This is a genomic window from Bacillus sp. FJAT-45066, from assembly GCF_002335755.1.
In the GTDB taxonomy this organism is placed as follows: domain Bacteria; phylum Bacillota; class Bacilli; order Bacillales; family Bacillaceae_I; genus Bacillus_CD; species Bacillus_CD alkalisoli.
This window is the reverse complement of sequence record NZ_NISQ01000001.1, coordinates 1,722,322-1,735,985: the sequence shown is the minus strand read 5'-3', so window position 1 is coordinate 1,735,985 and position 13,664 is coordinate 1,722,322. Positions and strand designations below refer to the sequence as shown.

Sequence of the window (13,664 nt, the reverse complement as noted above, 5' to 3'; positions counted from 1 at the left end):
ATATGAAGGATTAAGAGAAACAATAGTTGGGAAAGAGAGGGCTCTAGTATAAGCGACACCCTTTATGAAAAAGATTTCAAGGTCGGTACATCAAAAACAAGCGAAACCGTTCATGGGAAACGAACTCAAGGCCGGTACGCGGCAAAAAACAAGTGAAACCGTCCATGGGAAGTGAACTCAAGGCCAGTTCGCCCCAAAAAACAAGCGAAACCGTCAATGGGAAGCGAACTCAAAGCCGGTACGCGGCAAAAAACAAGCGAAACCGTCCATGGGAAGTGAACTCAAAGCCGGTACGCGCCAAAAAACAAGCGAAACCGTCAATGGGAAGCGAACTCAAAGCCGGTTCGCCCCAAAAAACAAACGAAACCGTCAATGGGAAGTGAACTCAAGGCCAGTTCGCCCCAAAAAACAAGCGAAACCGTCCATGGGAAGTGAACTCAAGGCCGGTACGCGCCAAAAAACAAGCGAAACCGTCCATGGAATGTTCTCTCAAAACCAAATTTACTATTATCAAAGAATAGTACACATAAGCAATAACATCTTAGACTTTTCTTTGTACTTAAACATAAACAACCTATCATATTTACATCAAAAATATAATTTTATAGAAAGAGAGTGACTAATTATGACAGAAAATCGAGTAATCCGTGCACCACGCGGTAGCGAACTTAATACAAAAGGATGGGTGCAAGAAGCAGCCCTTCGTATGTTAATGAACAATCTAGATCCAGAAGTAGCGGAGTACCCAGAAGACCTAGTTGTATATGGTGGAATTGGTAAGGCAGCTCGTAACTGGGAAAGCTTCGATGCTATTGTATCAACACTAAAGAATTTAGAAGAAGACGAAACACTACTCGTTCAATCAGGTAAACCTGTTGCAGTGTTTAAAAGCCATTCTGACGCACCAAGAGTGTTACTAGCAAACTCTAATCTAGTACCGAAGTGGGCAACTTGGGAACACTTTCATGAATTAGATAAAAAAGGACTTATGATGTATGGACAAATGACAGCAGGTAGCTGGATTTATATCGGCACACAAGGGATTTTACAAGGAACATATGAAACATTTGCAGAAGCGGCTAAACAACATTTTAACAACACGTTAAAAGGAACGATTACATTAACAGCTGGACTTGGTGGAATGGGGGGAGCTCAACCACTTGCTGTGACGATGAACGGTGGAGTTGTGATCGGTATTGATGTAGATGAAGAGCGTATTAAACGTCGTTTAGATACAAGGTATTGTGATTGTATCATTCATGATTTAGACGAAGCATTAACAAAAGCAGAAGAATATAAGGCAAAAGGTGAGCCGCTTGCAATAGGTCTTGTTGGCAATGCTGCAGAAATTTTACCATTGCTTGTCGAGCGAGGATTTACACCTGATCTATTAACAGACCAAACTTCTGCTCATGACCCATTAAACGGTTATGTGCCAGTTGGTTTAACGATAGAAAAAGCTAACCAATTAAGGAAAGAAAATCCAGAAGAATATGTAAAACTTTCTAAACAAAGTATGGCAATTCACGTACAAGCGATGTTAGATATGCAAGCAAAAGGTGCCATTACATTTGATTATGGAAATAACATTCGTCAAGTAGCTTTTGACGAAGGAGTGAAAGACGCGTTTAACTTCCCAGGCTTTGTACCAGCATTCATTCGTCCACAATTTTGCGAAGGAAAAGGACCTTTCCGCTGGGTAGCTTTGTCTGGAGATCCTGAAGATATTTACAAAACAGATGAAGTGATTTTAAGAGAATTTTCTTATAATACCCATTTATGTAATTGGATTAAAATGGCGCGTGAAAAAGTAGCATTTCAAGGATTGCCATCTCGAATTTGTTGGTTAGGATACGGTGAGCGTGCGCGTTTTGGAAAAATCATTAATGAAATGGTAGCAAAAGGTGAATTAAAAGCGCCAATCGTAATCGGACGTGATCACCTTGATTGTGGTTCGGTTGCTTCCCCTAACCGTGAAACAGAAGGAATGTTAGACGGTAGTGATGCTGTAGCCGACTGGCCAATTTTAAATGCATTAATCAACGGGGTAAACGGTGCAAGTTGGGTATCTGTTCACCATGGCGGTGGCGTAGGAATGGGTTACTCCTTACATGCAGGCATGGTAATTGTTGCAGATGGAACGGAAGCTGCCGCAAGAAGATTAGAGCGAGTGTTAACATCTGACCCTGGTATGGGTGTAGTACGCCACGCAGATGCAGGATATAAATTAGCGCAAGAAGTAGCGAAAGAAAAAGGAGTACACATTCCGATGCAAAAGGACGGTGTAGAATAAATGGAATTAGATGTATTACTTATAAACTGTAACGAACTTTTGACGATGGACCATGAGGAAGGTGTTTTAAAAGGGGAAGCGATGAACCAGCTTCCTCTAATCAAAAACGGAGCAGTTGGTTGGAAAGATGGGGTCATTCAATTTGTTGGTTCAACGGAAGAAGCAGAAGGATTCACTAGTACTCAAACGATTGATTGCACAGGGAAGATTGTTTCGCCAGGTTTAGTAGACCCACATACTCATTTAGTATTTGGCGGATCACGCGAACACGAAATTGCACTTAAACAACAAGGTGTACCATACTTAGATATTCTAAAACAAGGTGGCGGAATACACTCCACGGTAAGAGCGACAAGAGAATCTTCAGAAGAAGTCCTTTATGAAAAAGCAAAGTTCCATTTGCAACGTATTCTATCTTACGGAACGACAACGGTAGAAGCAAAAAGCGGGTATGGACTTCACGAGGAAGCAGAGTTAAAGCAATTACAAGTTGCTAAAAAGTTAGGCGAAGATACAAATATAGACATCGTTTCTACATTTTTAGGTGCCCATGCAATTCCAGAAGAATACAAAAGTAAACCAGAAGATTTCTTAGAAACAATGAAACATTTATTTAAAAAGATTAAAAAAGAGAATTTGTCCGAATTTGTGGATATTTTTTGCGAGGAAGGCGTGTTCTCCATTGAACAATCTAGAGAATATTTAAAAGCGGCAAAAGAAGCTGGCTTTGATGTGAAAATCCATGCGGATGAAATTATTACTCTAGGTGGAACGGAGTTAGCGATAGAGTTAGAAGCTACCTCTGCAGACCATTTAATTGCAGCGTCGGATGAAGCGGTAAACGAATTGGGTAGTTCGAACACGATTGCAGTATTATTACCAGGAACTACTTTTTATTTAAATAAAGATAGTTACGCTCGTGGGAGAGAAATGATTAATAATGGAGCAGCTGTAGCCCTTGCAACTGATTTTAACCCAGGTAGCTCTCCAACTGAAAACATCCAATTTATTATGAATCTTGCCATGTTAAAGTTAAAAATGACATGCGAAGAAATTTGGAATGCTGTAACCGTAAATTCTGCTTATGCTATTAATCGTGGAGATGTTGCAGGAAAACTCAAAGTAGGAAGAAAAGCAAATGTCGTAATTTGGAATGCCCCAAACTATCAGTATGTTCCATATCATTACGGAGTGAACCATACGAACAAAGTATACGTAAATGGAAAGTTAGTATCGGAAGGAGGGGCCTTAGGTGAAATCTAATTTTCTCCAAAAGGCAGGTAGCCCTTTGTTTACCGATCGCTACTTTCCAAAAGCTACAACTTTGTTTACAGATTGGAATGGTGAAGAAAGTGTTAGTGGTCCTGCACTAATTGGAGTGCCACTTTCTAAGCCATCCATTAGTCATTCTGGTGCTTGTTTTACTCCAGGAACGGTAAGGAAGCTGTTTCAGTCGTATTCCACTTATGTAATCGAAGAAGATGTTGATTTAAGTGAATCAAGCTACGTCGATTTTGGGGATATAGAGATGCATGTAACGGATGTGAACGAAAGTTATTTGCGTATAGAAGAAAGCCTATCAGACGTTGTAGGTAAACATCCAAAAAGTAAGCCAGTCATTATTGGTGGTGACCATTCCATCACCTACTCTACTTTAAAAGGAATTTCAGCTGCTAAGCCTGGAAAGTACGGTGTTATTCAGTTTGATGCACATCATGACTTAAGAAATGTGGAAGATGGTGGACCGACGAATGGAACGCCATTTAGAAGATTAATCGAACAAGGTGTCATTTCTGGTGAAAACATTGTCCAAATTGGTATTAGAAATTACTCTAATAGTAAATATTATTATGATTACGCCAAAGAACAAGGGATTACCGTGTTTACAATGGAAGATGTTCGTCAGTTAGGAATGGAAAATGTTATTTTTCAAGCGATAAATATTTTACAAGAAAATGTGGACTACATTTATATATCAGTAGATATGGATGTGTTAGATCAAGCATACGCACCTGGGTGTCCTGCCATTGGGCCAGGAGGATTAACCTCTGAACAACTACTTCAAGCTGTTCACATGCTAAGTGGTTTAGAAAATGTGCAAGCTATAGATATAGTGGAAATCGACCCTACAATCGATTTTAGAGATATGACCAGCCGAGTAGCAGTTCATGTTATCTTAGAGTTTTTACGAGGAATAAAAAAATAAAACCAAAAAGAGGCTGGGACAGAACTTTATTGAACGAAGAATAATCCTAACATTATCCCTGATTTATAAGGGTAAGTCGGATTTTTTTACACCTTTTTAGCAGATGATTGGAGTGCAAACCGAAGACTCCTGTGGGAAAGCGTGTTAAGTGAGACCCCACAGGCGCTTGCGCCGAGGAGTAGGTTTTTTCACGATAGTGAAAATAACCTTCCTTTTTACCGCCCGCGGAAAGTGAAGGTTTGCACTCCAATCATCTGCGGTATAAAATCCTGACACTAATAGTTCGGCTTTAAAGATTAATATTTAGTTATTTTCCAGCCTCATAAAAAAATCACCACAATTTATAAAGTGCTTGTGTACCACTATCTTCTTCTCCGAGTACAATTAGTTTTTCATACAGTTCTTTTGCTAATTGCAATCCAGGTACAGGTATGTCCATTTTTTCTGCTTCATCAATAGCTATTTTCATATCTTTTACAAAATGTTTAATATAAAAACCAGGCTCAAAGTTTCCGTTAATCATACGTGGTGCAAGGTTGCTTAATGACCAACTACCCGCAGCTCCTGCAGAAATACTTTTCAAAACGTTTTCTGGATTCAATCCTGCTGCTTTTGCATAGGCTAGTGCTTCACATACCCCAATCATATTTGTTGCAATAGCAATTTGGTTACACATCTTCGTATGTTGGCCACTTCCAGCAGGACCTTGATACACAATGTTAGTACCTAAATGCTTTAATAAAGATTCAACAGCATGAAAATCTCCTTCATCTCCGCCAGCCATAATTGTTAACTTCGCATCACGAGCACCGATATCACCACCAGAAACAGGAGCATCTAAACTTCTTAACCCTCTCTCTTTCGCCTTTTCAAAAATTTCCTTTGCCAAAGTAGGGGTGGAAGTAGTCATATCAATTAAAAAAGTATCTGTGTTTGCATGTTGAACAATTCCATCTTGTCCTAAGTATACTTGTTCAACATCAGATGGATAACCAACCATCGTAATAACTACATCAGCCTCTTGTACGGCTTCTTTCGGTGAATGAAACCATTTTGCACCTTTAAGAATTAAATTATTGGCTTTTTCTTTTGTGCGTGTATATATATGAACATTATACCCTGCAAGAAGTAAATGACTTGCCATGCTATTACCCATAACACCAGTTCCAATAAAGGTAATAGTGGAAAATACTTTATTCATTTTGAAATTCATCCCCTTAATTTTCATAATGGTTCTTTATCAATTATAGCTATGTTTCATTTAACTGTATATGTTCAACGATAGAGTATATGGATACATTTTTGTGAAAAACTATCTTAGACTACATTGTAAAGGAGGAATTCAAATGGTGAAAAAAGCACAAAAGAAAGATGCTGATCAAAAGAATAAAAAAGGTTTTGATTCAAGTGTAATGGACTCTGAGTTTTCCCATGAGTTTGGTAGTGCAAACGCTAATCAAAAGCATAAGGAAAAAGCCAAAAAAGAAAAAGCAGCAAAAAATAACGGGCAATTTAAAGGATAACGATAAAAAGCTCTCTCATCAAAAATGAGATGAGCTTTAATAAAAGAAATTTAATATTCTACTATTCTTATAGATTTTACAAAATATTTAGAAAAAACAACCAAATTCATGTATAATTAATTATAACTAGTTGAGTGAGTTTCATAATGTACAATTACTAAACGAAAAACGAATATTAAACCTATTCTTTATTCTAATTAACGTTTTATATTGAACGTTATTTAATTATAATAAACGGAACATTCGTTTTTCACTAAACGAACAGAAAATGAGAAATTGATTCAGTTAAATAGAAAAATAACCATCTAATGAATTACCACCTAATGATAGGAGGGGAGTAGAAGCAGTGGAAAACTATTTCGTGCAAACAAAAGATCGACAATTAGCAAATATGGTCAAACAATTAAATATTGTATTAGTTTTATCAAGAAACGGTAGTATCCAATATATTAGTTCTACTTCTGAAGCAATCCTAGGTTATAAAGTGAATGAAATAATCGGTTATCAGATTGAAAAGTTTATCCATCAAGAAGATTTATTTTTAATAGAAAGTTTAATTTATCAATCTTCACTTCAATCACAATGTTCTTTTCGTTTTAAAATAAAGAATCATCAATACATATGGTTAGACGCTGAAATAAAGAGTGTACATTCTCCTAAAGACAACCATTCAAAGGAAGTATTACTCCACTTAACTTTACCTACATATGAAAATGAAGTATCAGAAAAATTGCTAATAGGTGAAGACATTGAAATAGAAGAAACGAATGAAGACATTTTCTCACCATCTGTTTTGTTAGATACTTTACCTAATGGTGTACTAATAACGGTAGATGGTTGTATTAAATACATTAATGATACAGGAGTAAAGCTATTAGGTAGTACAAGCAAGTCAAAGGTATTAGGGCACTCTGTATTGCAATTTATCGATCGAAACTATCATGATATAGTTCAGCAACGTATACGCTCTATTCAAAATGGTAATAAGGTTGGTTTAATGGAGCAAAAATGGCATCGTTTTGATGGGAAATCAATCGATTTAGAAGTTGTCGCTAATCCTACAACTTTTCATGGGAAAGCTGCCTCATTTGTAGTATTAATTGACATTTCACACAGGAAAAATTTCCACCAAATCTTACAAAGAAGTAGAGAAAGATTCCGTACAATCGTACAAAACTCAATTGATACGATCGGAGTAATTTGTGAAGATGGATGGGTATTTATGAATGACTCTGGGTTAGAAATGTTTGAAGCAGACAATTATGGTGATATTGTTGGCAAAACAGTTTATAACAACATAGACATGGAGCAATTTTTAAACATATGGGTAAGTGCGAAAGACCAAACCCCCACCATAAAATTACCAGTTTTTGAACAAATTTGGAATACAAATAAAAGGAATATACTCCATACAGAGATGGTTGCAATTCCTACTACATATTTAGGAAAAAAGGCACTTCAAGTAATTATTCGTGATATATCAGAACGTAAAAAAGCAGAAGAGCTTGTTCTACAATCAGAGAAGCTTACTGTCGCTGGACAACTTGCTGCAGGAATAGCTCATGAAATTAGAAATCCGTTAACAGCAATTAAAGGGTTCTTTCAATTATTAGAGAAAGAAGCAGAAACTCAAAAAGAATATTATCCTATCATTGACTCTGAGCTTAATAGAATTGAACTAATTTTAAGTGAGCTTTTGTTATTAGCAAAACCTAATGCAGTAAAGTTTGAAGAAGTTTCTATTGAATCCATTTTAAAAGATGTAACAACACTATTAGAAACTCAATCTATATTAAGTAATATTTGGTTTGAGCTAGTAGTAGATGATGCTAGTAAATTAGCAAAAATCAAAGCCGATCCAAATCAATTAAAACAAGTGTTTATAAACCTTTTGAAAAATGGTATCGAAGCAATGGATAACGGTGGAATAATAAAAATAACTTCAAAGCTAGAAAATGAATGTATACTTGTTTCTGTAGTAGATCAAGGTGAAGGTATCCCAGAAGAAATGATTAATAGACTAGGAGAACCTTTTTTTACAACTAAAAATACCGGAACGGGTCTTGGGTTAATGATTACGTATAATATTATTAAAAACCATGGAGGTTCTGTGTCCGTTTCAAGTGAAAAAGGGATAGGGACCAAGTTTGATATTCACTTACCTATTAATTAAGTAAGAACTACATTACTTTAACACTTGAGTCCGTTTCATTAATGTACGACTACTAAACGAAAAACGAATAATAGCATCGTATTCTGTATTTATACACCTTAATAAACAAACATATTATTTTATATCACTAAACTATTCGTTTTTCATTAGACGAACCGTAATTATGAAATTGATTCACTTGCAAAAGATTTCCGCTGTACATTTGATAGATTAATAGGTAGAATGAAAAATTAAATATTCTAAAAAGATATAGGTGGGTATGTAGATGTCACAACAAGAGCAATGGACCTCAAAACTTGGATTTATTTTAGCTGCAGCAGGATCAGCTATTGGTTTAGGTGCAATATGGAAATTTCCATACATGGCTGGAACAAATGGAGGAGGTTTATTTCTTTTAATCTTTTTATTTTTCACCGTTGTTATAGGTGCCCCTATGCTATTAGCTGAGTTTATCATTGGTAGATCTTCGCAAAAAGATGCTGTATCGAGTTACAAGCAATTAACGAATAATAGAGGACACTGGCAATATATAGGTATTTTAGGAGTAGTAGCATCTTTTATTTTACTCTCTTTCTATAGTGTTGTTGGTGGGTGGATCATTACTTACTTAAGTAAAAGCGTTCAAGGTCACATGTCTAACTTAACGATGGAACAATACGGGAATTTATTTGATAATACAATTTCTAATCCGATAGAAGCGGTTGTGGCACAAGGGATTTTCTTGCTAATAACGATTTTAGTTGTTCAGCTAGGTGTTAAAAGCGGAATTGAGAAAGCAAGTAAAGTATTAATGCCATTATTATTCGTTTTATTTGTCATACTATTGTTTAGATCGTTAACATTAGAAGGAGCGTGGGAAGGGATTGTTTTCTTCTTGCATCCTGACTTCTCGGAAATAACATCCAATACAATATTAATGGCATTAGGGCAGTCTTTATTTGCTCTTAGTGTTGGTATTTCTACAATGGTTACATATAGTTCTTACTTATCGAAAAAAGAAGACTTAATTAAATCGACATCTTCTGTCGTTAGTTTGAATATTTTTATCTCTATATTAGCAGGATTAGTGATATTTCCATCTGTTTTTGCCCTAGGGCTTCAACCGGATGAAGGTCCAGGATTAGTGTTTGTTGTCTTGCCTGCAGTTTTTAATGAATTACCTTTTGGAGGGTTTTTCTTAGTTTTATTTTTAATCTTGTTACTTTTTGCAACTCTAACTTCTGCATTTTCCATATTAGAAATAATAGTTGCTGCTCTTATTAAAGGTAATAAAGAAAAAAGGAAAAGACTTTCATGGGTTAGTGGTTTTATCATATTTATAATAGGTATTCCATCTGCTTTATCTTTTGGTTTACTTTCAGATACAACGATATTAGGTTTAACGATTTTTGACCTTGCAGACTTTTTTGTAAGTAATATCGCGCTACCACTAGGGGCATTTCTTATTTCTATCTTTGTAGGCTTCAGGGTACCGAAAAACATTTTAGAAAATGAATTTTTTCAAGGATCTAATGCGAAAAAATCGTTATTTACTATCTGGTATATAACAATTAGATATATCGTACCAGTTGGTATATTAATAGTATTTATATATTCATTAAGGATAAATTCTTAACAAAAACACTGAAGCGCATTTGGCTTCAGTGTTTTTAAGTTTTTGTTATTTACGCATCGATTTGTTTTTATTCGTTCCATTCCGCGGGAGGAAGGTGAGCCTCCTCTTCGTACCGTCTAGGGGTCTCACTCCTTCCTCTATGTACCGCAAGGAGTCCAGTGCCTTCCGCTCCAATACACTCTTGGTTCTAAAGAGAAAATTCACTAATTTTTTCTTAATATTACATTATCTTCTATTGGGAAAGTGCAAGTCAAAAAGTGAAATGTTTACGCAATTTTTGACCTTACTTTCCCAATAGGTGAAATAGGTTTTCTATGTTAATATCTTGGGTAATAGTTCTAATGTTAAGAATTATTAAAAAATTTCAAGGAGTGGTGTAGTGTTGAAGAAGTGGATGAAAGTATTATCGGTAGTTTGTATCACAATTTTAGCTTTATCATTAGCAATCGGATCTGTTGAAGCTAGTGGGAAGAATGGTGTAACTAAGAAAGATTACTTAGTTGGTTTTAAAACGGAAGTAACGAATCAATCTAAAAATCTAGTAAACTCACTAGGTGGTAGTGTACATCATGAATATCAATATATGAACGTTTTGCATGTGTCACTGCCAGAAAAAGCAGCAGAAGCTTTAAAAAACAATCCGAACATTGAATTTGTAGATGAGGATAAACAAGTTCAAGCTTATGCACAAACTACTCCTTGGGGTATTACACATATTAATGCACATAAAGCACACAGTTCCAACATTACTGGCTCTGGTGTGAAAGTTGCAGTTCTTGATACTGGAATTGATGCTACTCACCCAGACTTAAATGTAAAAGGCGGAGCAAGTTTTGTATCTGGAGAGCCAAATGCACTTGTTGATACGAATGGCCATGGTACACATGTAGCTGGGACTGTAGCTGCACTAAACAATACAATCGGGGTTGTAGGAGTCGCATATAATGCGGATTTATATGCAGTTAAAGTATTAAGTGCTTCAGGAAGTGGAACGTTAAGTGGAATAGCACAAGGTGTTGAATGGGCAATTGCTAACAACATGGATGTTATTAATATGAGCCTTGGAGGTAGTTCTGGTTCTACAGCATTACAACAAGCGGTTGATAATGCTTATGCTAGCGGAATTGTTGTAGTTGCAGCTGCAGGTAATAGTGGAACGAGAGGAAGACAGAATACAATGGGCTACCCTGCAAGATATAGTTCAGTAATAGCTGTTGGTGCAGTAGATTCTAACAACAACCGTGCATCATTCTCTAGCGTAGGTGCTGAACTAGAAGTAATGGCTCCTGGTGTAAGTGTTTTAAGTACAGTACCAGGTGGAGGTTATGCTTCATATAATGGTACATCAATGGCATCTCCACATGTAGCAGGTGCCGCAGCGTTAATTAAAGCTAAATATCCGAACCTTTCTGCATCACAGATTCGTGATAGATTAAAAAACACAGCTACTTACTTAGGTGATCCATTCTATTACGGTAACGGTGTTATAAACGTAGAGAAAGCATTACAATAATAATAGTAAATGCCATGATTTTTTTAAAAAGAAAATCATGGCATTTTCGTTTGTTTATAGTTGCTTTATAAAGTTTTCCATTCTGTCCATTGCTGCTTCTAGAAGATCCATATGATAAGCGTAGGACAATCTTACATAACCTTCTCCGAATGAAGAGAAAGCACTTCCTGGAACGACCGCAACTTTTGCTTCTTCCACCATCTTTAACGCAAAATCAAAAGAACTCAATTCGTACTTTTCAATGTTAGGGAATAAATAAAATGCACCACTCGGCTTTATCACGTCGATTCCCATGTTTACTAGACGATTATAAACATACTCCATTCTTTCTTCATACACTTTTTTCATTGCATCCGCATCATTTATACCTACCGTAAGTGCTTCGATAGCAGCATACTGAGAAATAGAAGATGTACAAGAAACATTATATTGATGAACTTTTAACATTTGTTCCATTAAATATTCTGGACCTAAAACAAAACCAATTCTCCAACCAGTCATGGAGTGAGACTTAGAAACACCATTTATAATAATGGTTTTATTTCTCATGGAAGCGTAATTTGCAATTGAACAATGAGTTCCGTTAAATACTAGTTCGCTATAAATTTCGTCTGACAAAACAAATATATCTTTGTCCTCGAGTAATTGTATTATCTTTTCTAACTCTTCTTTCGGCAATGTTACTCCTGTAGGGTTAGAAGGATATGGAAGTACGATGCAACGAGTTTTTTCAGTTATGTATGACTTTAGTAGGGATGCTGTTAAAAGAAAATTTGTTTCTGTTGTATCTACATGAACGGGAGAGGCTCCGCATAATCGAATTAACGGCTCATAGCCAGGGTATACAGGTCCAGGTAAAATAACTTCCGTACCAGGCTCTAATATTGTTCGAAAGGTAATGTCAATTCCTTGGCTAGCCCCAACTGTCACAATAACTTCTTTGTTTGGATTGTATTTTTGTCTATATTTTTTTTGAACAAATGCAGAAATTGCTTCACGCAATTCAATAATTCCTGCGTTATGAGTATAAGTAGTTTTATTGGAATCAATTGCGTTTTTTGCTGCGTCTTTTACATGTTCAGGTGTATGAAAATCAGGTTGACCAATTGTAAGAGAAAGTACATCTTCATATTGGGAAACCAAATTGAAAAATTTTCGAATTCCAGAAATTTCAATGTTTTTAACATGGTGATTTAGTAAATGCTCCATAAGCTACTACTCCTTTAGTAAATTCAATCTATTACAGCGTCTAATCTAATAAATAAAAGTATAGATTAGTTTTTTTTAGATGTCCAAAGGATTCTGTTATTTTTATTTAGAGGTACGGCAACAGTAGAGTAATATAAACAGGTAGCCTGAGGGAATACAAATTACCTATTGCAGACGTATGTTCGATGAATTAATGAAAACTTACTATGTTAGTCCTATGAAAAATATGATACAAGTTGGATAGGAAAAATATTACAAGTGGTGTATGATAGAAATTAAATACAGAATATTCTAACTATTAAATGTAGCTCTTCGATTTAGAACTCCTTTCAACATGGGTATACAGTTGCTGTCTGTTGGAATCCGTTTTATGAAGGGGGAAGAGAAAATGGAGTTAATATTTGAAATTTGGATTCGCCTCTTTGAACATTACGCAGAAGATCTTATTTTACAAGACGGTGGAATTGTATCGTTCTTAGTCATAGGTGTACTTGCTTATCTAGTAAGAACAGATTTAAGTAAAAAGAAAAAGTGTGAATGTTGTTTGTATAGAGAGAGGGAATGGAAGGAACGCGAGCAGGAAAATGTTACTGATTCAGAATGAGTGTGTTTGGATTAGGGGGGAAATATTACACAAACAAAGAAGCGGGTATACAAACCGCTTCTTTGTTTTTTTACAGATGAGCATATTTTTCCGTTAATTCGTTATATTGCTTTGAAAGTTCAAGGAATATTGGTTTATTACCTTCAGTTAGGGCGTTATCAATTTCCTTCATTAGTCTAGCTTTGTGGAATGAAAATATGGATTGATCCACAACTAATTGGGCTGCCCTTTCTTCCTTCGTCATGTCAATGTCGTTATGAGTTGTTGTTTGCTCACGATAGAATGAAAAATGTTTATGCATTTGATTTGCCCCCTTTAAAGGTTATTTTTTTCTTACTCCTATTATCGTATAATAAAGCTTCTTTGTGAAGTGTTATTTTTAGAATATTTAGATTTTTCTAAAATAAGTACGAATTATTGTTTGTTTTCTGATATTTATTAATACCCGAAATAAAAAAAATAAAACTTAATGGATTAAAGAAGTTTTTTTACATATTCTATTGAATAATGCATAAAAAACGAATATTA

General features: G+C 35.6%; 11 protein-coding genes. 8 read left to right on the top strand and 3 right to left on the bottom strand.

Features of this window, described 5'->3' with window-relative positions; translation table 11 throughout:
- The first annotated feature begins 625 nt into the window (after nt 1-625).
- From hutU to hutG, 3 genes are read left to right on the top strand one after another with little or no spacing between them, the layout of a single operon-like run.
- Nucleotides 626-2,293 carry a urocanate hydratase gene (gene hutU / locus CDZ92_RS08810; protein ID WP_096154874.1) on the top strand — a complete coding sequence of 556 codons (1,668 nt, stop codon included), beginning with the start codon at nt 626-628 and terminating at the stop codon, nt 2,291-2,293.
- A complete protein-coding gene (gene hutI, locus CDZ92_RS08805; RefSeq protein ID WP_096154873.1) occupies nt 2,294-3,556 on the top strand; it encodes an imidazolonepropionase in 1,263 nt (420 codons plus the stop codon).
- Entirely contained in the window at nt 3,546-4,499 is a 954-nt protein-coding gene (gene hutG / locus CDZ92_RS08800; RefSeq protein WP_096154872.1) for a formimidoylglutamase, read from the top strand. Before hutI ends, hutG begins: the two co-directional genes overlap by 11 nt.
- 331 nt (nt 4,500-4,830) lie before the next feature.
- Here the strand turns inward: hutG and CDZ92_RS08795 are convergent, their stop codons facing one another.
- A complete protein-coding gene (locus CDZ92_RS08795; RefSeq protein WP_096154871.1) occupies nt 4,831-5,700 on the bottom strand; it encodes an NAD(P)-dependent oxidoreductase in 870 nt (289 codons plus the stop codon).
- Between the two features lie 145 nt (nt 5,701-5,845).
- Between CDZ92_RS08795 and CDZ92_RS19930 the strand changes: the two genes are divergently transcribed.
- The 4 genes from CDZ92_RS19930 to CDZ92_RS08780 all read left to right on the top strand — a co-directional run bounded on the left by CDZ92_RS19930 (nt 5,846) and on the right by CDZ92_RS08780 (nt 11,323).
- Nucleotides 5,846-6,022, top strand: a complete 177-nt coding sequence (locus CDZ92_RS19930) for a hypothetical protein (RefSeq protein WP_176483740.1) — start codon at nt 5,846-5,848, stop codon at nt 6,020-6,022.
- Between the two features lie 346 nt (nt 6,023-6,368).
- Nucleotides 6,369-8,195, top strand: a complete 1,827-nt coding sequence (locus CDZ92_RS08790) for an ATP-binding protein (protein WP_096154870.1) — start codon at nt 6,369-6,371, stop codon at nt 8,193-8,195.
- Between the two features lie 265 nt (nt 8,196-8,460).
- Entirely contained in the window at nt 8,461-9,810 is a 1,350-nt protein-coding gene (locus CDZ92_RS08785; protein ID WP_096154869.1) for a sodium-dependent transporter, read from the top strand.
- Nucleotides 9,811-10,204: 394 nt separating this feature from the next.
- Nucleotides 10,205-11,323, top strand: coding sequence for a S8 family peptidase (locus CDZ92_RS08780; protein ID WP_096156957.1), 1,119 nt, complete (start codon nt 10,205-10,207; stop codon nt 11,321-11,323).
- A 54-nt stretch (nt 11,324-11,377) separates the two neighbouring features.
- Here CDZ92_RS08780 and CDZ92_RS08775 read toward each other — a convergent pair whose 3' ends face one another.
- Nucleotides 11,378-12,532 carry an aminotransferase A gene (locus CDZ92_RS08775; protein WP_096154868.1) on the bottom strand — a complete coding sequence of 385 codons (1,155 nt, stop codon included), beginning with the start codon at nt 12,530-12,532 and terminating at the stop codon, nt 11,378-11,380.
- A gap of 388 nt (nt 12,533-12,920) precedes the next feature.
- Between CDZ92_RS08775 and CDZ92_RS08770 the strand changes: the two genes are divergently transcribed.
- Nucleotides 12,921-13,136, top strand: a complete 216-nt coding sequence (locus tag CDZ92_RS08770; protein WP_096154867.1) for a hypothetical protein — start codon at nt 12,921-12,923, stop codon at nt 13,134-13,136.
- A 70-nt stretch (nt 13,137-13,206) separates the two neighbouring features.
- On the opposite strand, the gene CDZ92_RS08765 is transcribed toward CDZ92_RS08770, so the two are convergent.
- Nucleotides 13,207-13,437: an IDEAL domain-containing protein gene (locus tag CDZ92_RS08765; protein WP_096154866.1), complete on the bottom strand. Its 231-nt coding sequence runs from the start codon at nt 13,435-13,437 to the stop codon at nt 13,207-13,209.
- Between the last annotated feature and the right edge of the window lie 227 nt (nt 13,438-13,664).

Coding starts and splice junctions, on each gene's coding strand:
- hutU (WP_096154874.1), top strand. CDS start 626: ATGACAGAAAATCGAGTAATCCGTGCACCACGCGGTAGCGAACTTAAT.
- hutI (WP_096154873.1), top strand. CDS start 2,294: ATGGAATTAGATGTATTACTTATAAACTGTAACGAACTTTTGACGATG.
- CDZ92_RS08795 (WP_096154871.1), bottom strand. CDS start 5,700: ATGAATAAAGTATTTTCCACTATTACCTTTATTGGAACTGGTGTTATG.
- CDZ92_RS19930 (WP_176483740.1), top strand. CDS start 5,846: ATGGTGAAAAAAGCACAAAAGAAAGATGCTGATCAAAAGAATAAAAAA.
- CDZ92_RS08785 (WP_096154869.1), top strand. CDS start 8,461: ATGTCACAACAAGAGCAATGGACCTCAAAACTTGGATTTATTTTAGCT.
- CDZ92_RS08780 (WP_096156957.1), top strand. CDS start 10,205: ATGAAAGTATTATCGGTAGTTTGTATCACAATTTTAGCTTTATCATTA.
- CDZ92_RS08775 (WP_096154868.1), bottom strand. CDS start 12,532: ATGGAGCATTTACTAAATCACCATGTTAAAAACATTGAAATTTCTGGA.
- CDZ92_RS08770 (WP_096154867.1), top strand. CDS start 12,921: ATGGAGTTAATATTTGAAATTTGGATTCGCCTCTTTGAACATTACGCA.
- CDZ92_RS08765 (WP_096154866.1), bottom strand. CDS start 13,437: ATGCATAAACATTTTTCATTCTATCGTGAGCAAACAACAACTCATAAC.